Consider the following 21,833-nt stretch of genomic DNA (forward strand, 5'->3'; position numbering starts at 1 on the left):
ACCTGAATTCATTGTACGGCTGGGGTTTTTTTCTTGTCCATAGCTAGAAGCTCTTTAGAACCCCTCGCATAGCAAGGGGTTTTCAAAAGATACAAAAAAAACGACCTAAAAGCGGCTTTGCTTTTAGGTCGTTTCATTATGTTGAATACAAAATGGTCAAGGAAATCTTGGTGAATTTTAAGGTATCCTATTAAATAATATGCCTCTTCGGCAAAATGAGGGGTTGATTTCCGTTCCGACTGAGCGCTTTTATCGCTGCCGCTTCGCTTTCGCGCAGAGCAGAGCTTCCTAGGGGCGTCCGATGAGCCGCTTCGCTTACGCTGCAGGGTCTCGGGCCAACAGATGTTTTTTGCGCGAAAGCGTAGTGCTAACGTAGCGGCAGCAAAAGGGGTTCATTCTGTGCGAAAGCGTAGTGCAACGAGGCAGCAACAGCACCGATGTTGGTCACGAAGGCGTTATCACAGGATTTGATGGTCTTAGCCTTCGTTCCTTTATTGCTGATCCCCAAGGAGTCGCTCAGTCTCCACTCCAATCAACCACTTCACTTAGCATGTTCTTCTGACATGTTAGTCTTTTTTAAAGGGATAAAACGAAACTTCAGTAATGTTTTATCTGTGCGAAAGCGAGTAACCTAGAAAAGAAATCACCCCCATTTAAGTGCAAGCTGTTGTAATTTATTTGTCATTGTTTGCACTCCTTTTTTCTTTATGAAATAGCATTCATGAACACTCGTCTAATTTCAAGTAACGATTTATCATTTAGAAAAATATAATCTTTATATTTTCTATAGTAAATAAAAAAACGACCCCTCTTAATGGTCGTTTGTAAATTCGAGCTCTTTAGGCGGCTCCCCTTTTTGATTCATTAGACGCATACGAATTGGCTCAATTTTTAGTGTAATCATTTCATCTTGATTACCAACGAAAATGCTTGTAAAAAACTCAGCTAACTTATTTTTTATTCCTTCCTCTTGAATTTCTGTTAGCTTACCTTCAATTTCAACATACGTGTCACCAAAGCCTCTATTATCATATCCATATAAGATATGTGTATATGGATTTTTGCGAAGCTCCTCCATTTTTTCAGAATGTTTATTCGTTACTGTGTATAATACAAAATCTTCATGTTGGAATGTCATATAGCGTGAGTAAGGTTTGCCATTCTCGACTGTTGCCATCGTTCCTATTTTTTCTCGGTTTAAAACTTCTAGTATTTCATCACGTACAGAGGTCATATTATCTCATCCTTTCTTATGTCCTTATATTTTGTCCTTATTCAGCAAAGCTAACCTTATTTTTCGAAAAATATGAATTGACAATCTTCGGCTGATTTTTAAAATTATTGCTATAATAATTTGTTAGACAACATGAATTTTTAGAATGAGGGTTATAATGATGAAGCAAGCATTTTTCACACGGTGTCTGTTCTTCATAACAGGCATTTTGATTTTATCCTTAGGTATAACGTTGACGATTAAAGGTCAACTTTTTGGTGTAGGTTCGTGGGATGTTTTACATATTGGACTAACTAAAACGTTCGGGTTAACGATTGGTACTTGGTCAATTTTAATTGGTCTAGGCATTCTAGCTATTGATATGGTAGTAACTAAGAAGTTTCCACTGCCAGGCACATTTATAGATATGTTTTTAGCAGGTATCTTTATTGATATTTTTAACTATTTACTTCCTGAAATAGATGGATTTTGGATGCAACTACTAGCTTATATATGTGGCTTAGTATTACTTGGTTGGGGCTGTGGCATGTATATGGTGGCGAATTTAGGCATTGGTCCTCGTGATTCCTTAATGCTTCTTATGGTCCATAAACTTGGCTGGAGTGTTACACGCGCTCGTACAACGATGGAAGTATCAGTAGCTATACTTGGTTTTTTACTAGGCGGACCTATTGGGGTTGGAACAGCTCTAATGGCCTTTGGGCTTGGGCCAATTGTACAATTTGCTTTAACTTCTAACGAAAAATTATTTATGAGATTGACTGGCGTGAAAAGCGCTGTGGTATAAGCTTTCAAGACAATGCACTTTTTTGCATTGTCTTTTTTTATTCAGTTGCAATATACAGTTCAACTATATATAATCAAACTATATAGTTGAACTGTATATGAGGTGAACATGTGAAAAAACATAAATTACTTCCTTTATCTGAAACCATGCATTATATTCTACTCGCCTTACGTGAACCGTTACATGGCTATGCAATGATGCAAAAAATCGAGGAAATGAGCGCTGGTAGTGTAAGGATTGCGGCTGGTACTATGTATGGAGCAATTGAAAATTTGTTGAAATATCATTGGATTTCGCCTGTAGAGACACAGGATACGAGGCGCAAGGTTTATCAAACAACAGCTGAGGGACTAGAAATATTAGCGGCAGAGCAACAAAGATTGCAGCGAATATTATCTTTATATGAGGGAGCTGATGGACATGATAAAGTTTAAAATCTTTTTTGATATCGAAAAGGAAGAGCAATGGTTAAATCATATGTTGTCCAAAGGATGGGTTTGTACAAACATAAATTCTGCTGGTTTTTATACATTCAAAAATACAGTTGATCTTGAACAAATTATTCGTATTGATTTTCAGCAAGATCTTCGAAGAGAAGAACGTTCTAACTATAAACAGTTATATGAGGACTTTGGATGGCAAGCATTAAAAGAAAAATCGTATGACGGTACCTATTATTGGTTAAAAAGAAAAGATGGCAACGATGAATTATTTTCTGATAATGATTCCCAAATTGCTAAATATAAACGATTAATGAAGCATTCCAGCAATTTGGCTATATTCTCTTTTATATGGTTAATGTTTTTTTATGCCAATGACAACTTTTACTTTTTTAATATAAAAGATGCTTATTTTACTCCTGGTTTAATGGATGCAGAAGGTTTTTCTTTCCTTTTTTCTTTTTTATTTGAAACCCCCTTTGCCATCATGCGTTTTATCCCACCATGGTTATTTTTAGCAACTTGCAGTATGTACGTAGTGATGTATTTCCGTTATCGCAAATCTATACAGCAGTTTATACAATAAACAGCAAGGAGCCACTTACCAAGTGTAAGATAGCTCCTTTTTTTGTTTCTATTTTTCCGAATCAGATGGATTCTTCCCAGTAGCCTCGATTACTTCTGGGGTACCATCCACTGTGTCCTCCTGCACATTTTCTGCAGCAGGTGGTGTGATCGTCACTAATGTATAGTCATCTTCCTGTAAAATTTCAAAGGAAAACTTTTGACGAATATCTCCTACATAAAGTGATGTTCCGATGGCTACATCAGTCACATCAACCTCTATTGTTTCTGGAATTTCAGTTGGATTTACTTTTATTCGAATTTCACGATTAGGCTGCAATAGGAATCCACCATCTGCAACTCCAATAGCTTTGCCGGTAACAATTACTGGAATATCAACCTCCAGTTCCTCTGCCATATTAATGGACTTGAAATCTACATGCTTAACATTGCCCCTTAACGCACAGCGTTGTACTTCTGTTAGTACTGCGTTAATCCGTTTACCGTCTACATCTAATTGAAAGACATTTTTATTACCGAATTGAGCTAATATTTTCGCAAATTGTCTGGCATCCAGTGATACTGCTGTTGATTCCATTTGATAGCCATATACAACGCCCGGAATAGCACCGTTCTGTCTAAGCTGAGTTAATGATGAATTACGCCCTTTATCGCGTTTTTTTACAGTTAAAACAGTATTCATCGTATTTTCCCCTTTCATGGAAACTAGTCTCATAAAAGGTTTTGCCCGTTCTATTGATTTTTATACATTTTATTACGGATCTTCAGATAAACATTTGTTTCTACATTAAATGTTGGGTTGAGCACAATATGTAGTTTTTTTCTGACGTTCCAGTGACTATCCAGAGATTCTTTCTGCCACTTTATGTATGTACCTTAACAAAAAAAGCCGAGACGTTATGCTCGGCTATATTTATCATATTATAATCTTCCAGCTGCGTCCAAAGTCACTGCTAACATTTTAGCAAACTCTCCACGGGTAATAAATTGATTTGGTAATAAATTTGTATTGATGTTTAGGGCACCGATTGCATACAAAGTCTCAGTATGACGCAATGCTTCCCCCTGAAGAGAGTAGCCATCCTGATAAGGTAATATTACATATTCCTCCTCTTGGACAAAATCCACAGCATCTAATGTTCGGCCAAGCATTAAAATTGCCTGCTGGCGTGTGATTTTTCCATTTGGATCAAATGTAGTTGGCGATTTTCCGTTTATGATTCCTAAAGAATGTAAGGCACCAACATAGCCACTATACCAAGATTTTTTGGCATCAATGTCTTTGAATTGTTTTGTCGGTATTTGTTGAAAGCTGAATGCACGAGTTAATAATGCACTAACTTGAGCACGGGTTAAGGAATCATTGACACCAAAATTATCAGCTGTTTTGCCTTGAATAATGCCCCTATTCGATAAAGTAGTAATGTACGAACTATATGATGATCTTCCTATATCACGAAAATATTTTGGCGGTGAATTATCAAATTTTAATTCTGCATTATTGTGAATAGTTGCAATTACTCGGTCATTTAAATCTCGATAAGCAACCGGCTCCATTATGCCTTTTTTAACAACTTGTTTTAAGACCCCATCCTGACCATTTTTAAAAATTTCCACTTCTAAAGGCTGACGGTTATTGACAATATTTGCTTTAATACTAAAAATATCTCCTTTTTCTGATGCATTAATTGTGGCACCATATGCAGAGTATACCGTCATATTTGGCGTTTTCATATGTACATAATTGGTTGGCTCTTGATAGGCATGTGCCTGCATTGGTATGACCAATGATATACCTAATAATCCTACTAATACACCCTTTGAGATTTTTCCTTTCATCTTATTTCTCCCTTCTTTCTATCTAACATTATCATACTGGATTTAACTATCTAAAAGTATAGTATTTTTAGTGAAAAAACTATACTTCATTTGTTCGGGCTTATGAACAGTTGAAGCGAAGTTCAAACATATACTTACAAAATTGTTACTTTATTATCTAATAATAAGTGTAAATCATGAAGTTTTTTAATTTCATAATGTGGTTGAATATCGCTTGTATTTTCAATATTACGTATATTAAACCAGCATGTATCAATTCCGGCTTGTAGTCCGCCTTTAACATCAGATGTTAAGGAATCACCAATAATCAGGGTTTTATCCTTATTTATATTATCGATACGTTCAAAAACATAATCGAAAAAAGCTGGCATTGGTTTTTGATAGCCTGTTTGCTCCGAGATAAAAATGCCTTTGAAAAATTGTGCTAAATTTGCATCCACCAGTCGTTTATTTTGAGTAATTGTTTTACCATTCGAAACGACATATAAATCATGGTTTTCTGCAAGCTGTTCGATTACTTCGTAGGCACCGTCTACATAATGATGTGCCTCTTTCAAATATTTTTGAAAAATCGCTTCAAAATACTCCCCATCTACATCTAAATCAAATTCCTTTAAAGCAATCGAAAAACGAGTGTTATGTAATGTCTCTTTAGTCACCTCACCACGTTCAAAAGCACGCCACATGGATTCATTAATCTCTTTATAACGCGCAATCATCGCTCCGGTTGTTGCAATATTTTCCTGCTTAAATAACCGATCAAGTGCTGCATTTTCAGCTAGGTCAAAATCTAATAATGTGTCATCCACGTCAAACAATAATGTTTCATACTTAGTCATGTCATTTCCTACTTTCTTTGGTGCTGTATTACCATTTCACTCCTTCTATCATAACGTTTTTTCAGAAAAATAACAGTAAATTTCCCTATGCCTCCTCTTTACAGAATTTTGGGAAATATCATATGAAGAAAGGTATGAAAATATTTCCTTCATTGAGCAATAAAAATGATCATCTTGCCTAAAAATTGCCCTTTCGATAATTTCATATTTGAAAATAACAGCGAATATGAGACAATAGAATGCTAGAAAGGAAGATGTACCAATTATGAAGACCCTACAAAAAATTACGCCCGCCTTTGATCCATGGGAAGCGTATTTAGATGTTGAACAACATGGGCATATGACCCTATCTAATATTGAATTTACAACAACAACTCTATGTAATATGCGCTGTGCACACTGCGCAGTCGGCTATACATTACAAACTAAAGATCCGGATGCTTTACCAATTGAGCTAATCATAAAGCGTCTTGATGATATTCCACACCTTAAAACAATCTCGATTACTGGTGGCGAACCGATGATGTCTAAGAAATCCGTTCAAAACTATGTATTGCCTTTATTGAAATATGCACATGGACGTGGCGTGCGAACACAAATCAACTCCAACCTAACATTGGAGCCAGAACGTTATTTACTGATTGCACCGTATTTAGATGTACTACATATTTCACATAACTGGGGTACTATCGATGAATTCGTTGAAACAGGCTTTGCCATGATGGAGCGAAAACCGACTTATGAACAACGTGCTGCTTTGTTCCAACGCATGATTGATAACTCAAAAATGCTTGCAGAACATGGTGTAATGGTATCGGCGGAAACAATGTTAAACAAAAAAACTTTACCGTACTTAGAGCATATCCATAACCAAATCATCAACGAAATGAAATGTGCTCGCCATGAGGTGCATCCGATGTACCCTTCAGATTTTGCAAGTGCCCTTACGTCTTTATCACTTGAAGAAACCCGTGATGCGATTCATCATCTACTTGATGTTCGAGATAAAAACACATGGATGCTATTTGGTACGCTACCTTTCTATCCATGTAGCATGAATGAAGAAGATCAAAAGCTTCTAAAAAGACTAAGAGAAGAAAAAAACGTTACTATGCGTAATGATCCAGATGGTCGCTCTCGCTTAAATGTCAATATCTTTACAGGTGATGTCATTGTGACAGACTTTGGCGACACACCTGCGCTCGGCAATATTGCGAACGATGATTTACCATCGATTTTTGATAAATGGATGGCAACAGATTTAGCGAAATCACTAAACTGTCACTGTCCAGCCGTAAAATGCTTAGGTCCTAACGTTCTTGTTAAAAATATGTATTATAAAGATTCAGAGTTTGTTAGTGGCTCTGCAAAAGTGTAAAGAGAAAATGTCCAATGCATAGATTTGCATTGGACATTTTTTTAGAATGTTCTATTAAGTCCTGATGTCAGTTGCTTTTCTTTGCCAACATCTATAAGACAAAGTGATACTTTAATATGTGAGATTTTTTATATCCTTATATAATTACAGCATTCCATTGAAAAGAATCATTTAAACTTGCTAATTTTCTTTTAATGGTTTTCTGTGCTTATTCTTGAGGTAAATTTAGACTTTTTATTCTTTCAATTTCTTCTCTCGATAAGCCTAATAAATCCATAATTTCTTCAATCGGTTCATGCCGTTTTAGTAATTTTTTTACTAACTCTATTTGCGCTTGTTTACGACCTTGCTCTAATCCTTGTTCCAGTCCCTCTTTCATCCCTTCTGCTTTCCCTTGCTCTCTTCCCTTATGAATTCCATCAATGTATCGAGCTTCTTCATCTAGGATATACTTTAAACGAGACTGATAAGCAAGAATAGTTTCAGGGGCCTGACTGATTTCCTCCCACGTATCAAATGCTGCACGTAAGTTTTCATCTTTCATTGCTAACTCCTCCAATTCACGATATATCTCTGCATATACTTTCTTTTTACGACCATCGACCATACCAAGTAGTAGCAACCATCGAATTAATATATCATCAAGAGCATTTAACTTTTCTTCTTGCCAAAGAGTAATAAACTTGTTCATCTCTATAAAGTGAATTTCCAACACATCTTCTTCTGGCATTAGCCTTGATAATATTCTGTCTTCATACAGATGATAAGTACTATGATAATCTTTGTTGTCTTTAAACATTGTAAAATTGCATATATTGATCGTAATGGTTGGGCGTAATTCACTGTATCCCATACCTCTAACTAGTTGGGTTTCATACATTTTTGCCCAATAATATAGCGTTCTCTTTGTCATATCTTGCTGATTGGATAGTTGAATTTCCACATTGATAAAGTCACCATTTTGTGTTTTCACAAGAATATCAAGCCGTGATTGTTTATCGTCCTGATATTCACCGCCCAATTCTTGCTGAATAAATGTTACTTCTTTAATAGTATCTCGCCCTGTTAGCTTTAATACCGCATTCAAAAAGACAATAGTAATTTTTTTATTCTTATCGTTTCCGAACAATTGCTTGAAGGCAAAATCAACCTTCAAATCAAAAAACTTATCTAACGGAATTCGTCGTATTGCTTTTCGATTCATCAGGTGTCACTCCTTTTTTATTACTATCATTATAGCATGAGCAACCTACTAAACCTCTTTAAAACATCAAAATCGTATTATTAATAAAATCTTAATTACTTAAAGACCTAAACCCTTAATTTTATAAGTATAAATCAAAAAGCTATGTTCACTAAACTGATGAACATAGCTTCTCTTTTATTATTTTTACAACTTGATTATTTGCTGTACATCTTATTTCAACGATTGATAGTTTTTCCTAGCAAATTTGGAGCCGCTCTTGTTGTTTAGTAGATTAAATATTACACTTAAGCAATTCTCCTTTGTGCTAGTACTCACGTCGCTATTGCTGTGGTGTTCTTATTAATTCCTTCGCAATTAACTTAAAAGTATTCAAGCGACTTTCTAGTGCGTATTGATTGCAGTTTAGCATCACTTCGTCAAATCCATAATGCTCTTGCTCTGTTACTAAAAATTCAGCGATTTCCTTAGGAGTTCCGACAAGATTGGCTTTTCGATTATTGGCAATTGTCATTTTATCCAATTCCGTAAGTGGATAATCCTTTGCTTCATCAGGTGACATCGCTTGAATAATTTGTCCCTTCATGAGATGAAGACGTGTAATATCAATCGGCTTTGCCAAATATTCCGCTTCCTCTAACGTATCTGCAACTGTCGCCGCAAAGGTAACGATAATTTGTGGCTTCTCCATGTAATAGGAAGGTATAAAGTAATCTCTATACGTATCAAATATATCCTTTGACATATTTCCAGTGAAAAACTGCGCATAAGAATAACCCACACCTAATCGTCCTGCCTGCATAGCGCTTTGACCACTAGATCCAAGTAACCAAGCCTCAGGTAATTGGACATTAACTGGTGCCGCAATCACTTGATCGTAGACGTGCTCGCCTGTTTTTTGATTATTCATCAGTTTTAAAATTATTTCGAGCTTATCATATTGCTCTGTAAAATGTTGCCTTCGTCCCTCTGCTAGTGCATAAATTGAGGCATGGTCACCACCTGGGGCTCTGCCAACACCAAAGTCAATACGATGCGGTGCCAAGCCACTTAATGTTTTAAAGACCTCTGCCAGCTTATATGGAGAATAGTGCATCATCATAACGCCTCCAGTACCTATACGAAGACGTTTTGTTTTCGCTGCTAAAAAAGCAGCTGCAACCTCGGGAGCTGAACTTGCCAATGAATGACTATTATGGTGCTCTGCTAACCACATACGATGATAGCCAAGCTCTTCACCTAAAAGCGCTATTCGTTCCGTACGCTGAAAGGCTTCCTCAGCAGTATGACCTTTTGGTACAGGCATTTGATCTAAAATACTTAATCTCATTGAAAACACCCTCTCTGACTCTTAGCACTCCCCTCTACTTTAGTATAGGTAGTTTTTTTTACAAAGCAAAAGGCCTTACTCATAGGCGAGACGATTTGTATGCCATGTATCATAAACCATGCCAATAAGTAACCGTTTTTGTTCGGGATTCAATACGACATCATTAAATTTCATTGCATAAGCAGTAAATTGGTTCGTTTGTTCATCCACTACGAACTGTAAAATTGCATGCCCTTTTTCACCTTCAAATGTAATATCACCTGATAATTCGACAACATGCTCGCCTGTTTTTGCCTGGTAATATCGCCAATATGGTTCAAAAAAAGCATAATTAAATGCATTACGAACAGATACATCTGAAAAATCCCCCAAATACCCTTCTTTTACTGTATCGATATACTCATTATCGGTAATATCTTTTTTGGCATTATAAACACATCCAACAAGTAGCCCCATAAACACAACACAAATAAATACTCTTATATGATTCCCTAAACTCAAATGTCATCACGTCCCCTTTACGCAAAAAACATAATCACCTACATAATACATCAAAATATACACATAAAGTAGAATATTTTTGATTTTTATAGAATTTTAAAATATTTAAAGATATTTAATTCTCAAAATTAATAGAGAAATACTATTTAAGCTATTTACAGTCACTATTCATTTCGCTACTATCAGATTATTATTATAGAAAAGAGATGACTGCTGTGCCTTTTGATTTAGATGTAAATATTTTACTCATTCTTATTTTTTTTGGCTTTCTAGCCGCATTTATCGATTCTGTCGTGGGAGGCGGCGGGCTTATTTCATTACCTGCTCTTATGTTTGTTGGTCTCCCACCATCTGCAGCCGTGGCTACCAATAAGTTAGCAGGCACTATGGGGTCATTTACGAGTACTGTGACATTTTATCGCTCTGGAAAATTGGATATTAAATCAGTTTATAAATTGTTCCCATTTGCTTTTATAGGTTCAATGATCGGTGCATGGATTGTCCATCTTATGGATCCTAGCGTTCTAAAACCGCTTATGCTTGTCATGCTAGCAGCTGTGGCTATTTATACTATTTTCAAAAAAGACTGGGGTAGCATTTCTACCTATAAAAAATTGACACCTAAGCGTTACGCATTTTTTGTGTTGATCATTACCTTCATCGCCTTCTATGATGGCTTTTTAGGACCAGGGACAGGCTCTTTTCTACTATTTGCCTTCTTAATAGTTGGCTTTGACTTTTTAAAATCAGCTGGCAATGCCAAATTTTTAAATTTCGGAAGTAATATTGCCGCCCTTCTTATGTTTATATACTTGGGGCAAATAAATTATGCCTACGGTTTACCGATGGGTCTTGCACAAATTGCAGGTGCAATTGTCGGTTCTAAATTTGCCATTAAACGTGGTAGCGGGTATGTACGTAATTTATTTATCGTTGTGACAATTCTATTACTTTTGAAAAATACATATGACTATTTTTCATGATTGATTCGTTATATCTTTAAAAACCAATTTAAGCGATGCAATTATATTGATTGCATCGCTTAAATGGTTTTATATAAATATGTTGTTTTAATGCGACACTACTTTACAATCAAAAAAAGTAAATTCTCGATTTGTGTATAGGCTTAAATATGCCAACTTTATTACTCTCTGATTCTTCCAAGAGATAGAACATATAAGATACTTTTTAGGTTCTTCTAGAATCTATTGAAATCCACCTATTCAGATACTCTCCCTCCTGCTTCAAATTATACCCGGGCAATATTATTTGTAATTGTGACCAATTTACCTTTTCCCCTTTCTAAGCAATTATAAAAGGTTTATAATTTGCTATGATTTTTCACCAAAATAAAATTTAAAACAATATGCAACATTATTAACAAGGAAAAGTGAAACTATAATCAGCAGAGGTTTCCTTTACCCCTACTGATTATTAGTCTTCACAAATCCGGTTTTGATGGGCAGTTAATGTGGGATAAATCACCATATACAAATTACTTGTCTTTGATGTTACCGAAATAAGATAAGTTTTTATATACTATCAACTTTTTTTCCCCTTTCACACGTCTAGTAGTTGTATACAAATTGAAAATGTTAAAAAGGAGCTTCTTAGGACATGAAAACAAGAAATGCATTTCAACACGAAGAGGTGTTTGTCCAGTTTATTCGTGAACAGAAAGAACGGTTTTATTTGCTCGCGTATAGCTATACGAAAAATGAACAGGACGCACTTGATGTAGTACAAGACAGTATTCAAAAAGCAATGCTTTCTCTCGATCGACTAGAAAATGTCGAGTATATGAAAAGCTGGTTTTATAAAATCGTCGTACGTACAGCAATAGATTTTTTACGTAAGCATAAACGCTTACAGGTGACAGACGATGATACATTGCAATATTTAACACCCGCACAAGAGGATGTCTACGAAAACGTTGATTTAGAGCATGCGTTAGATGAATTACCTCTAATGTATCGTGAAGTTGTCATTTTACACTATTTTGAAGACTTAAAGCTCGCTGATGTTGCCAATATCCTGAACATTAAGCTGAGTACTGCTAAATCCCGTCTTTATAAAGCGTTAAAGCTATTAAAAATTCAATTGCAAGATGTGAAGGGAGAAACAGCACATGGATGAAAAATTAAAAGAACTAGAAAAACAATATAATGAGATATCTATACCAAAGGAGCTAGATTTTGTGGTTGAAAACGCACTAAAACAAGGTAAAAAGAAGAGAAAAAAACGAGCGCCAAAATGGTTACTTGGCTCTGCGGCGGCAGCAATGCTTTTTACAGCTGGGTTAAATATCAGTCCTGCAATGGCAAAAACACTTTCAGAAATTCCTGTTGTTGGTAGCGTCGTAAAGGTTTTAACTTGGACTAAATATGAAGTAAAAGAAGAAACATTCGATGCTGACATTAAAGTACCTTCTATTGAAAATCTAAAAAATAAAGATCTTGCTAATAGTTTAAATGAAAAATACCGTTCAGAAGGTAAAGCTCTTTATGATGACTTTGTTTCTGAAGTTGGTTATGTAAAGGAAAATGGAGGCGGTCATGTAGGGATAGACAGCGGTTATGAAATCAAAACAGACAGTGACCAAATCTTATCGATTGGCCGTTATACCGTCAATACAGTTGGATCATCTTCTACAACTATGCACTACGACACAATTGATAAAAAAGATGAAATTTTAATTACATTACCGATGCTGTTTAAAGATAAAAATTATATTAAAACTATCAGTGAAAACATTATTAAACAAATGCGTGAACAAGCTGCATCCGACCCAGATAAAAAGTACTGGGTAAAAGGAGGAGGTCTCCCTGATGAAGAAGTTATAGATGGATTTACATCTATTAAAGCTGATCAACAATTCTATATTTCTGATAAAGGTAAACTTGTTATTTCCTTCGATAAATATGAAGTAGCACAAGGCTATATGGGCGTTGTAGAATTCGAAATCCCAACGGATGTCCTAAAAAATGATCTTGTAAGCTCGAAGTATATTCATTAATCATTTGCTAATAATGTAAAACTATAATCCGTGGGGGTTTTCTTTATCCCCACGGATTATTAGTCTTCACCAATCGGACTTTTACGAGCAGTTTTACCCGTACCGCACTTCTTTGCTGTGGGAAAAAACTGCTCGTCAATGCATGAAAAAATATAACTCTAAAATACGAGGTATTTGACATTTCAATCGTCAAATACCTCTTTTTTTCTGTGAAAAACACTTTTCACGAACGAGGTGGGATTACGAAATTCACGAAAAGTTTATTTTTTAATTTCTTCTTTTCAGCGTAGTTTGTCACGCTTATAATCCTCTTATTTTTTGTCTAAGCTAAAATGTATCAATTAACGTTAGAGGGTTTTCATATGAAAGGCGTAGGAACAATTAGTATTTTACATGTTATCTTCTTATCTATGACTGTTATTGGCTTAAAAAATCATGTAACAATTATTCCCCCACTACTAGACGTCGTAGGGAGAGATGGTTGGGCATCTGTATTATTGGCTGGAGTTATTATATTCTTCTGGCTATTTCTTTTAGTTTATATTCAAAAAAAGACGAATCAGGAACCTATTAGAGACTGGTTAGATGGGAAAATCGGCAAAATTGGCTCTACAATTGTCATTTATATAATAGTTATTTATTTACTCATTTTGGCTGCTTTTACGATGGTTGAAACATTGCAATGGGTAAACACAACATTTTTACCTCAAACACCAGCCATTATATTATTACTCATTTATACAATTCTTTGTGTTTTACTCGTTGCAACAAGTTTACAAACCATTGTAATTTTAAATGTCTTTGTATTATTCGGTGTAGTAGTCTTTGGTTTTTTTGTAGCATTTACAAATATACAAGTAAAAGAATACGAGTTATTACGTCCATTTTTTGAGCATGGATTCACACCTGTTATGAAGGGAATGATATATCCGGCATCAGGATTTATTGAATTAATCATGCTTTTATTTTTACAGCATCAATTTAGCGACCGCATTCGTTGGTATCATTTTGGGATCATGCTTTTAATTTTAATGGGGCTTACTTTAGGGCCACTCATGGGCGCAATTGCAGAATTTGGTCCAACCGAAGCAGCAAAGCAAAGATATCCTGCCTACGAAGAATGGGGATTAGTATCCATCGGTCGCTATATTGAGCATCTTGACTTTTTCTCTATTTACCAATGGCTTACTGGTACATTTATACGAGTCAGCTTCTTCTTATATGTTATAGCAGATTTATTGAAAATGACTGGGGATCCGAAGCAAATATGGAAAATGATAGCTCCACCCTTCTTTCTACTTTGTCTACCACTAATTATTTTAAATGAAAACATATTTCTAAAGGTGAAAGGGAACTATATATTGACAGTTACTTTTATTTTCTTTTTGCTTTTGTCAATTTTTTTCGTAATATTAGCTTTCTTTTCAGGTAAGTCTTCTAAAAAAGAGAAACCTGAAAAACAAGAAATGGAAAGTGGTGAATCATAATGCCTCAGCAGGAGAAGGCTATAGACCTAAACACCTTAAAAAAACTATTTCAAAAATCAGCAGATATTCAATTTCAGGAATATACATTTAATCAACATAAGGTTCATTTCATTACCTGTGATGCGATGATCGACCAACAATTGCTCAATGAAGTCATTATTCGGCGCGTTCAATTTCTTTATGATCATTTAGATGAGACATCCCTTGAAGAAAATATTACAAATCAACTTCATATCCCGACTCTTCAAAAAATCAAAGATAAAGAAGAAGCCATTACCTATGTATATACTGGTTTCCTACTGCTTTATTTTGAAGAGGAAGAGCTTTTATATGCTAGTAATGTTGCTAAAAAACCTAATCGAAATCCCGAAGAAACGAGGATGGAGGTTCTTGTTAAAGGGCCAAGGGATAACTTTATTGAAGACATCCGCGTCAACATTGCACTATTGCGAAAACGTTTACCTACAAATTCATTTTGTGTAGAAAAAGTGGAGTTAGGGAAACGTTCAAAAACAAGCGTGGCCATTCTTTATTTTGACGATATTGTCGATATGGATATTTTACACGGAATAAAAAAACAATTGGCAGCTGTAGATACAGATATTGTCTTTAGTGGAGATGTCTTAATGGAGCTAATTAACAAAAACTCAAAGCTTTTCCCAAAATTCGATTACACTGGACGACCCGATTATGCAATTCAGGCTCTAATTAGAGGACGTTTTCTCATTTTTGTCGATGGTGTAGCTTATGGCGTCATCACACCTGTAAATTTATTTTTATTATTAAAATCTGCCGAAGATAATGAATATCCCATCGTTTTCAGTTCTATAGAACGACTTTTGAGGATTCTTGGTATTTTAATCGGTTTGCTGTTGCCTGCATTTTGGCTCTCTCTGACGACTTATCATCAAAACCAGCTACCATTCCAGCTTTTGGCAACAGTTGTCCAAGCAAAAACAGGACTACCTCTCCCCTCCTCTCTCGAAATGTTAATAATGCTACTAATGTTTGAATTGTTTCGAGAAGCTGGCTTACGTCTACCTTCTGTTATTGGAGGTACGATAAGCGTTGTGGGAGGTTTAATTATTGGTGATGCAGCCATTCGCGCAGGCGTGACAAGTCCAGAAATGATTGTGATTATAGCGATTTCTACGATTGCCTCATATACTCTTGTTAACCAATCCCTAGTCACAACTATCAGTATATTACGTATTATGTTCATTATTGCCAGCGCTTTTTTAGGTTTATTCGGATTTTTTATATCACTATACCTTACACTTCTTTACTTATGTAATATCCGGATCTATGGTTACTCTTACATGAATCTTGCAACAGATTTAAATTGGGCAACTATTAAAAAATCGATCTTCCGCTTATCGTCAAAAGGCTACACTGAGCGTAATAAAGCACTTGCACCCCAGGATAACTCCCGTACCTCTAGCAGGAAGAAGCAATAAAAAAAAATACTTTACTAACAAGTTTTGCTAGTTCACTACTTCTTTCAGGATGTTGGGATGTTACCGAACCGCAAAGAATGTATTATGTTCATGGCCTTGGTATAGATTATAAAGACGGTCAGTATGAAATCTTTATGCAATTAATTAACTTTTCCAATGTAGCAAAATCTGAAAGTCCTAATCCACAAGCAACTCAATCAGAGATTGGACATTCTAAGGGAAAAACATTGGAAGAAGCAATAACTAAAGATATTGATATTTATCGCCTTTCTGAACATCTATATCGAAAAAATGCGAAAGTGTGGAAAAAACTTGAGAAGGATGGCAAGATCCCATTAACACCTAGTTCTATTAGTAAATTAGAAATAGACGTTAAAGTAAATTCTGGCCGTAAAACTTTTGTAAAGACAATGAAAGAATAACATCCGCCAGGGGCATTAATTTCATGAGCACCAGATTATGAACAACAATTTACTATCACCTAAAAAATTAGGCTTCACTTTTTTATTTGCAATTGACTTTAAACATGCTATAATGCATTTATAAAGAATTGAATAGCTTTTGACAATTTTGTCAAGGGGGAGTAGCTAGCAGGTGCGAACGAAGCATCTGATTTCACATTCGTCATTACATGGTTATTTACCATCGGGTGTGAAGGCATATCTTGGTGTACATGATATTTTTCTGTGCAGCTTACAGTTAATTGCTTAGCAAGACCTTTGCCTATTTTTTAGGCAGGGGTCTTTTTATTTTGCCTAAAAAAGCGAAGGATACGTTAAAAGCAGTTTATTCATTCTGTTCTTAGTATATAGAGGAGGAAATAAATTTGGACGCAATTTTATTAGAATACGCGTGGGTTCTCATCGTATTAATTGTACTGGAAGGTTTATTAGCTGCCGATAATGCTGTCGTTATGGCCGTAATGGTTAAGCATTTACCAAAAAATCAACAACAAAAGGCACTATTATATGGTTTAGTAGGAGCATTTGTTTTCCGCTTCGCTGCACTATTTCTTATCACCACACTTGTTAATTTCTGGCAAATCCAAGCTCTTGGCGCTGCATACTTATTAATCATGTCTGGCAAGCATATTTACGATTCACGGAAAGTCGCACAAAATCCGGAGGAAATTCAAGAGCCTAAAAAACAATCTGGTTTCTGGATGACCGTACTGAAGGTTGAGTTTGCTGACATTGCCTTTGCCATAGATTCAATTTTAGCAGCTGTTGCCATTGCAGTTACACTACCTCATATCGGAAATTTTGATATTGGTGGCATTAATGCAGGGCAATTCGCAGTGATGTTTTTAGGTGGTATTATCGGTGTTATTATGATGCGTTTTGCGGCTCGTTGGTTCGTGAAAATTCTTGATAAATTTCCATCACTTGAAACAGCTGCCTTCTTAATCGTTGGTTGGGTTGGTGTAAAACTGGCTGTTCTAACATTAGCACATGAAAAACTAGGTATTATTCCACATGAATTTCCACACTCACCACTATGGAAAACTATTTTCTGGATTGTTTTAGTTGGAATTGCCCTTGGTGGTTATTTAGTTGGTGTGAGAAACCAAAGAAAAAATGTAAAATAACAGAAAAATTTCCTGGTTCTAACGAAGACCAGGTGATTTTGTATTACCAAACCCCGATATTATGATAATGATACAAATTTTTTTGGTCGAATCTTTTTCTTAATTGACTCGTATGTTAATACATAAAAGTTATTTTATAAAAAGAAAGGATTCTTCTATATGACTTATGCTAAAAATCAAAACTTAAACAAAATTTTAAAACACTTCGCTTTTATGTGGGTATTGACAGTTGTCGGAATGTACATTGCAACATTATTACCTCCAGCTATTGTCATGCCTTTATCCATTATTGCTATTGTACTTCTTATCATCGCCTGCTTTGTAAGAAGTCTTAAGCTTGCTAATTCCATAATGTATTCAATCCCCTTTTTAATGGGAATATTACTATTTTGGACAACACAATTTTACATTGCAGAGCTAGGACAACAGCTTGTTCTACTTGTTTTCGTAGCAACCGTAGCTATTTTCATTGTGCTAGCACTAATTGGTATGATGATGAATAAAGACATTTCCAATTGGGGAAGCTATTTATTCACTGTATTAATCGTCGTAATTGTATTTTCACTAATCTTTATGTTTATCCCGGTTAGCAACATGGTCGCATTGATTATTGCGGGAATTACTGTACTACTTTTTAGTCTCTATACTGTTTATGACTTTAACCAAATCCGACATAATCATGTGTCAGATGCTGAAGTCGTTGGAATGGCTTTAAATCTTTATTTAGATTTTATTAATTTATTTGTCAATCTTTTAGAAGTCATTTGGCGTTTAAAAAATATAATTGATTAAAATCCCTAATTGAGAATAAACATCAATTAAATTTTGCAATACTGCCTTTCTTCGCAGTATACTATAAGAGAAGCAACAGGTATTTACTTCAAAGGGAGGAAAACTTTTATGTTATCTGAAAAACTACACACAGCACTAAACGAACAAATGAATTTTGAATTTTACTCTGCGCATGCTTATATGGCGATGGCGGCATATTGCACAGATCAAGATTACGATGGCTTTGCCAACTTCTTTTTAGTACAGGCTGAAGAAGAACGCTTCCATGCGATGAAATTTTATAATTTCCTAAGTGATATGGGCTACCGTGCAACAATCCATGGCTTCGATAGCCCAGATAATCATTTTGAGTCTATTTTACATGCCTTCAAAACTGGCCTTTCACACGAGAAAGAAGTGACTCGCCGTATTTATAATTTATCGGATATCGCTTTAGATGAACGCGAGCACGCGACAATGGCTTTCTTAAAATGGTTCATTGACGAGCAAGTGGAAGAAGAATCAACGTTCGACACATTAATCCGTAAAATTGAACGTATAGAAAGTGACTCTAACGCGGTCTTTATGCTTGATGCTGAATTAGCAACACGTTCATTTACACCTGATGCCGAAGCATAAAGTTTAATTTAAATTATATCGCTGAAGATTTAGCTCGGATATTACAAAAAGCTACTAAGTTTCACTTTAGAAACTTAGTAGCTTAATTTCTGCAGATTCATTTTTCAAATTATATACTAAAGATAATTAATCAGCATTCTAATCTTCTAAGTAATAATAAAAATTGCCATCTGCATACGAAAGATACCCAAATTTTTCGTTCGGTTTTAATTGCAATATTTGTTCGGTACCCTTTAAGTAAAAGCAAGGCGCTTCATCATCAACAAATGGTTTTCCTAAATCTTTATACCATTCTTCATTCAGGTGTTTAGGAAAAAAATCAAACGAAATAATTCCAATTTTATCGCCCATACCTATATAAGAACAATATTGCGTCTCTATATCTTTTCCTGTACTATCTTTCAAGTAATAAATATTACAGTCTGTTTCACCATCTACAGTTACGTACTGTTCTCTCTTAGCTGGGTTTCCTAACTTATTAACTACATCTTTTCTCGAATTACCTAAAGTAATTCCATTAACCATAAAATTATTCTTTTGTTTATCAATCTTAATCATCAATTTATCTTGTTCAAATACTTCCACCAATGATTTATTATACTTTTCAGCTACCTTTTGTGCTGAGTCCCCATTACTATTAACAGTTTTTATATCTGCCTTATTTTTAATTAGTTCTTCAACAACTTTTTTATCCCCATTTATTATCGCTAAATATAATGGTGTTTGCCCTTGTCCATTGAATCCATTTACATCTGTTCCCTTTTTTATTAATTCTGCTAAAAAAGTCAGATTATCTTTTTTATTATTAAGGAGAACATGAATTGCATTATTTCCAAATTTATCAACTTTATTAAGGTCTAGTCCCTTATCTATAAATATTTGAACTATCTCTTTATTTTGAGTAAGAATAGCCGTTTCGTATGTATTTTTACCATCTATATTCACTCTCTTTAAATCAATGTCCAGGTTTAATAATTCCTTGATTAATGCTGTATTGTTTAACTGCTGTAATAAGGCAACTTGTACAATATTGTTTCCCTCATTATCTACATCTTGAAGACCTACTTTCATTTCATTATTTAGGTATTCAATCATTTCTCTATTCCCGGTTTTCATTGCATAAAATAGGACGGTATTCCCCATTTCATCCTTTACGTTCATATCAACTCCGAATTTATGAAGTTCTTTTAAAATTTCATATTGTTCATTGATGACTGCAACATGCGCAAGGGTTTGTTTTTCTTTTCCAACCTTGACACTTCCCATTCCTTTATTCATTAAGGAAATAGCTAAGTTTTTATTAGGTAATTTGATGGCTTCACTTATTGGATTTTCACCATCCCTATTTACAAAATTAACATTTGCCCCGTTTTCAATCAAAAAATTTATATCGTTCATATTTTGGCTTTTTACTGCTTCAATTAAAGAGTTATCTTTATCTTTCAATAAAAGATAATTTTCCCATGAAAATGTAAACTTTGTTATAAAGCCATAACCTGCAATAGCAATAAGCAATAAGAGACTTATCAACAAAGAGCTATATTTAAAGATTTTCTTTACTTTTTTCTTAGATATTTCACGTTGACGTTCTATTTCTAATAGCTCTTTCTTTTTATTTTCTTCCACCTGTTTTTCATATAGTTTAATATGTTCATTTATTGTTTCTTCATTACTATAAATTGAAAGAACATGATCTTTTTCTCTTTTGCATCGCTTACATGTTTCCATATTCTCTAAGTTAAGACGTCCACATACACATGTCCATTTATCATTCAATATTTGTGAATAATATTTTGCATCATTTCCTTCACGTGCTTTCACAAACGTTAATTGCCTCGGGTTATTAATTTCTTTTAGTTCTACTTTCTCTAGCTCTGTTTCAGTTTTAGTCCATGTAGTTTCATCATTAAAAAGTACTTTGTCAATGACTATATCTAGGTTTCTTGCATGTGAAAAATTATCTAATAGAATTTTTTCATTGTCACCAAATGCTTGGTTAGGACCTATTGATTCAGTTAACTGAAGTTTATATTCAAAGCTATTAGATTCCCAACCAACTGGCTCACCAAATTGATCAAAACAATAGACAGTAGCATTAAAGCCTTTAATTCTTTTTTCTGAAATGTTATTAAATCTAAATGAACAATAAACCTTACCAGTTTCTTTACTTCTATAAAGCTGATATTCAAGCAATTCAATTGGACAATTTATATTAACTAACATACAATTCCTCCGATTAATTTAACAACTCAAATTCCTCTTCTTTAGGCTTCCCATTAGCTTTTAAACTTATTTCTTGGAGTAATGAAATAATTTTCGCAATTGCTAAAAAGAATATTCCTGTTAATACAATAGATATTGCTGATACTAAAGTTGTAGTAAGATGAGATGTATAAACATCTTTTAATACAAAATATCTTTCTTCTATAAGGTTATTATCATAATGTTTATGAGCCGCTTCTTCCCAATATTTCATATCCTCCCTTTCTTCTTTTAAACTTGAGATTTGAGATAAAGCAAAAATTATAGCGGTAACAATTAAAATCACACTTGTTATCTGTAGCACTAATTTCACCAGTAAATCCTCCATATATTTAAATAATATCTATTATATACTAATTACCCATTATTTACTACGCACTCTAGAATACTCCCCAGGAGAATATACACAATCCCCCCTAGTACTTTACTCACCATTAAAGTTTGTACTGTTTTTTTTATCCCAATTGATGAAACAA

Annotated in this window: 22 protein-coding genes; 13 read left to right on the plus strand and 9 right to left on the minus strand. The window is 34.6% G+C overall.

Annotated features, from left to right (window positions below; genetic code table 11):
• Positions 1-811 precede the first annotated feature (811 nt).
• Positions 812-1,234 (minus strand): pyridoxamine 5'-phosphate oxidase family protein, encoded by a 423-nt coding sequence (locus ACQKMV_RS17775; protein WP_427505530.1) that lies wholly within the window; start codon positions 1,232-1,234, stop codon positions 812-814.
• Positions 1,235-1,394: 160 nt separating this feature from the next.
• Here ACQKMV_RS17775 and ACQKMV_RS17780 point away from each other — a divergent pair, with 160 nt between their 5' ends.
• From ACQKMV_RS17780 to ACQKMV_RS17790, 3 genes are all read left to right on the plus strand, one after another.
• The gene (locus ACQKMV_RS17780) at positions 1,395-2,021 is read left to right on the plus strand and encodes a YczE/YyaS/YitT family protein (RefSeq protein ID WP_427505675.1); all 627 of its coding nucleotides are present in this window, start codon (positions 1,395-1,397) and stop codon (positions 2,019-2,021) included.
• A 146-nt stretch (positions 2,022-2,167) separates the two neighbouring features.
• A complete protein-coding gene (locus ACQKMV_RS17785) occupies positions 2,168-2,455 on the plus strand; it encodes a PadR family transcriptional regulator (RefSeq protein ID WP_427505677.1) in 288 nt (95 codons plus the stop codon).
• Entirely contained in the window at positions 2,442-3,047 is a 606-nt protein-coding gene (locus ACQKMV_RS17790) for a DUF2812 domain-containing protein (RefSeq protein WP_427505531.1), read from the plus strand. Before ACQKMV_RS17785 ends, ACQKMV_RS17790 begins: the two co-directional genes overlap by 14 nt.
• A gap of 48 nt (positions 3,048-3,095) precedes the next feature.
• On the opposite strand, the gene ACQKMV_RS17795 is transcribed toward ACQKMV_RS17790, so the two are convergent.
• From ACQKMV_RS17795 to ACQKMV_RS17805, 3 genes are all read right to left on the minus strand, one after another.
• Positions 3,096-3,728 (minus strand): 50S ribosomal protein L25/general stress protein Ctc, encoded by a 633-nt coding sequence (locus tag ACQKMV_RS17795; RefSeq protein ID WP_427505533.1) that lies wholly within the window; start codon positions 3,726-3,728, stop codon positions 3,096-3,098.
• A gap of 239 nt (positions 3,729-3,967) precedes the next feature.
• Complete coding sequence (locus tag ACQKMV_RS17800) at positions 3,968-4,885, minus strand: S-layer homology domain-containing protein (RefSeq protein ID WP_427505534.1); 918 nt, start codon at positions 4,883-4,885, stop codon at positions 3,968-3,970.
• A 134-nt stretch (positions 4,886-5,019) separates the two neighbouring features.
• Positions 5,020-5,724 (minus strand): YjjG family noncanonical pyrimidine nucleotidase, encoded by a 705-nt coding sequence (locus ACQKMV_RS17805; RefSeq protein ID WP_427422916.1) that lies wholly within the window; start codon positions 5,722-5,724, stop codon positions 5,020-5,022.
• Positions 5,725-5,989: 265 nt separating this feature from the next.
• On the opposite strand from ACQKMV_RS17805, the gene yfkAB reads away from it, so the two are divergent.
• Positions 5,990-7,102, plus strand: a complete 1,113-nt coding sequence (yfkAB, locus tag ACQKMV_RS17810) for a radical SAM/CxCxxxxC motif protein YfkAB (protein WP_427505535.1) — start codon at positions 5,990-5,992, stop codon at positions 7,100-7,102.
• A 208-nt stretch (positions 7,103-7,310) separates the two neighbouring features.
• Here yfkAB and ACQKMV_RS17815 read toward each other — a convergent pair whose 3' ends face one another.
• From ACQKMV_RS17815 to ACQKMV_RS17825, 3 genes are all read right to left on the minus strand, one after another.
• Positions 7,311-8,306 (minus strand): Rpn family recombination-promoting nuclease/putative transposase, encoded by a 996-nt coding sequence (locus ACQKMV_RS17815; RefSeq protein WP_427505536.1) that lies wholly within the window; start codon positions 8,304-8,306, stop codon positions 7,311-7,313.
• A 322-nt stretch (positions 8,307-8,628) separates the two neighbouring features.
• Complete coding sequence (locus ACQKMV_RS17820) at positions 8,629-9,636, minus strand: LLM class flavin-dependent oxidoreductase (protein ID WP_427505537.1); 1,008 nt, start codon at positions 9,634-9,636, stop codon at positions 8,629-8,631.
• Between the two features lie 75 nt (positions 9,637-9,711).
• Positions 9,712-10,137 carry a hypothetical protein gene (locus ACQKMV_RS17825; protein WP_427505539.1) on the minus strand — a complete coding sequence of 142 codons (426 nt, stop codon included), beginning with the start codon at positions 10,135-10,137 and terminating at the stop codon, positions 9,712-9,714.
• 215 nt (positions 10,138-10,352) lie between these two features.
• Here ACQKMV_RS17825 and ACQKMV_RS17830 point away from each other — a divergent pair, with 215 nt between their 5' ends.
• The 9 genes from ACQKMV_RS17830 to ACQKMV_RS17870 all read left to right on the plus strand — a co-directional run bounded on the left by ACQKMV_RS17830 (position 10,353) and on the right by ACQKMV_RS17870 (position 19,095).
• Entirely contained in the window at positions 10,353-11,120 is a 768-nt protein-coding gene (locus tag ACQKMV_RS17830; RefSeq protein WP_427505540.1) for a TSUP family transporter, read from the plus strand.
• Positions 11,121-11,754: 634 nt separating this feature from the next.
• Positions 11,755-12,273 (plus strand): RNA polymerase sigma factor, encoded by a 519-nt coding sequence (locus ACQKMV_RS17835; RefSeq protein ID WP_427505542.1) that lies wholly within the window; start codon positions 11,755-11,757, stop codon positions 12,271-12,273.
• Positions 12,266-13,153: a DUF3298 domain-containing protein gene (locus ACQKMV_RS17840; RefSeq protein WP_427505543.1), complete on the plus strand. Its 888-nt coding sequence runs from the start codon at positions 12,266-12,268 to the stop codon at positions 13,151-13,153. The genes ACQKMV_RS17835 and ACQKMV_RS17840 overlap by 8 nt, the downstream gene beginning before the upstream one ends.
• Positions 13,154-13,515: 362 nt before the next feature.
• The gene (locus ACQKMV_RS17845) at positions 13,516-14,640 is read left to right on the plus strand and encodes an endospore germination permease (protein ID WP_427505544.1); all 1,125 of its coding nucleotides are present in this window, start codon (positions 13,516-13,518) and stop codon (positions 14,638-14,640) included.
• Complete coding sequence (locus ACQKMV_RS17850; RefSeq protein WP_427505546.1) at positions 14,640-16,097, plus strand: spore germination protein; 1,458 nt, start codon at positions 14,640-14,642, stop codon at positions 16,095-16,097. The genes ACQKMV_RS17845 and ACQKMV_RS17850 overlap by 1 nt, the downstream gene beginning before the upstream one ends.
• 77 nt (positions 16,098-16,174) lie before the next feature.
• Complete coding sequence (locus tag ACQKMV_RS17855) at positions 16,175-16,519, plus strand: hypothetical protein (RefSeq protein WP_427505547.1); 345 nt, start codon at positions 16,175-16,177, stop codon at positions 16,517-16,519.
• A gap of 404 nt (positions 16,520-16,923) precedes the next feature.
• Positions 16,924-17,685, plus strand: coding sequence for a TerC family protein (locus tag ACQKMV_RS17860; RefSeq protein WP_427505548.1), 762 nt, complete (start codon positions 16,924-16,926; stop codon positions 17,683-17,685).
• Between the two features lie 159 nt (positions 17,686-17,844).
• On the plus strand, positions 17,845-18,477 hold the full coding sequence (locus ACQKMV_RS17865) for a Bax inhibitor-1/YccA family protein (protein WP_427505550.1): 633 nt from the start codon (positions 17,845-17,847) through the stop codon (positions 18,475-18,477).
• A gap of 108 nt (positions 18,478-18,585) precedes the next feature.
• Positions 18,586-19,095 (plus strand): ferritin, encoded by a 510-nt coding sequence (locus ACQKMV_RS17870; RefSeq protein ID WP_427505551.1) that lies wholly within the window; start codon positions 18,586-18,588, stop codon positions 19,093-19,095.
• A gap of 138 nt (positions 19,096-19,233) precedes the next feature.
• On the opposite strand, the gene ACQKMV_RS17875 is transcribed toward ACQKMV_RS17870, so the two are convergent.
• Positions 19,234-21,318, minus strand: a complete 2,085-nt coding sequence (locus ACQKMV_RS17875) for an ankyrin repeat domain-containing protein (RefSeq protein ID WP_427505553.1) — start codon at positions 21,316-21,318, stop codon at positions 19,234-19,236.
• A 13-nt stretch (positions 21,319-21,331) separates the two neighbouring features.
• Positions 21,332-21,670 carry a hypothetical protein gene (locus ACQKMV_RS17880; protein ID WP_427505554.1) on the minus strand — a complete coding sequence of 113 codons (339 nt, stop codon included), beginning with the start codon at positions 21,668-21,670 and terminating at the stop codon, positions 21,332-21,334.
• Positions 21,671-21,833: the final 163 nt, after the last annotated feature.

Source organism: Lysinibacillus sp. NPDC094403 (assembly GCF_050278745.1).
In the GTDB taxonomy this organism is placed as follows: Bacteria; Bacillota; Bacilli; order Bacillales_A; family Planococcaceae; genus Lysinibacillus.

Excerpts from the sequence above, each read along its gene's own strand:
- ACQKMV_RS17855 (WP_427505547.1), top strand. The coding sequence starts at position 16,175 with ATGTATTATGTTCATGGCCTTGGTATAGATTATAAAGACGGTCAGTAT.
- ACQKMV_RS17815 (WP_427505536.1), bottom strand. The coding sequence starts at position 8,306 with ATGAATCGAAAAGCAATACGACGAATTCCGTTAGATAAGTTTTTTGAT.
- ACQKMV_RS17840 (WP_427505543.1), top strand. The coding sequence starts at position 12,266 with ATGGATGAAAAATTAAAAGAACTAGAAAAACAATATAATGAGATATCT.
- ACQKMV_RS17850 (WP_427505546.1), top strand. The coding sequence starts at position 14,640 with ATGCCTCAGCAGGAGAAGGCTATAGACCTAAACACCTTAAAAAAACTA.
- ACQKMV_RS17820 (WP_427505537.1), bottom strand. The coding sequence starts at position 9,636 with ATGAGATTAAGTATTTTAGATCAAATGCCTGTACCAAAAGGTCATACT.
- ACQKMV_RS17845 (WP_427505544.1), top strand. The coding sequence starts at position 13,516 with ATGAAAGGCGTAGGAACAATTAGTATTTTACATGTTATCTTCTTATCT.
- ACQKMV_RS17800 (WP_427505534.1), bottom strand. The coding sequence starts at position 4,885 with ATGAAAGGAAAAATCTCAAAGGGTGTATTAGTAGGATTATTAGGTATA.
- yfkAB (WP_427505535.1), top strand. The coding sequence starts at position 5,990 with ATGAAGACCCTACAAAAAATTACGCCCGCCTTTGATCCATGGGAAGCG.
- ACQKMV_RS17790 (WP_427505531.1), top strand. The coding sequence starts at position 2,442 with ATGATAAAGTTTAAAATCTTTTTTGATATCGAAAAGGAAGAGCAATGG.
- ACQKMV_RS17780 (WP_427505675.1), top strand. The coding sequence starts at position 1,395 with ATGAAGCAAGCATTTTTCACACGGTGTCTGTTCTTCATAACAGGCATT.
- ACQKMV_RS17795 (WP_427505533.1), bottom strand. The coding sequence starts at position 3,728 with ATGAATACTGTTTTAACTGTAAAAAAACGCGATAAAGGGCGTAATTCA.
- ACQKMV_RS17775 (WP_427505530.1), bottom strand. The coding sequence starts at position 1,234 with ATGACCTCTGTACGTGATGAAATACTAGAAGTTTTAAACCGAGAAAAA.
- ACQKMV_RS17805 (WP_427422916.1), bottom strand. The coding sequence starts at position 5,724 with ATGACTAAGTATGAAACATTATTGTTTGACGTGGATGACACATTATTA.
- ACQKMV_RS17870 (WP_427505551.1), top strand. The coding sequence starts at position 18,586 with ATGTTATCTGAAAAACTACACACAGCACTAAACGAACAAATGAATTTT.
- ACQKMV_RS17835 (WP_427505542.1), top strand. The coding sequence starts at position 11,755 with ATGAAAACAAGAAATGCATTTCAACACGAAGAGGTGTTTGTCCAGTTT.
- ACQKMV_RS17875 (WP_427505553.1), bottom strand. The coding sequence starts at position 21,318 with ATGTTAGTTAATATAAATTGTCCAATTGAATTGCTTGAATATCAGCTT.
- ACQKMV_RS17865 (WP_427505550.1), top strand. The coding sequence starts at position 17,845 with ATGACTTATGCTAAAAATCAAAACTTAAACAAAATTTTAAAACACTTC.
- ACQKMV_RS17785 (WP_427505677.1), top strand. The coding sequence starts at position 2,168 with ATGCATTATATTCTACTCGCCTTACGTGAACCGTTACATGGCTATGCA.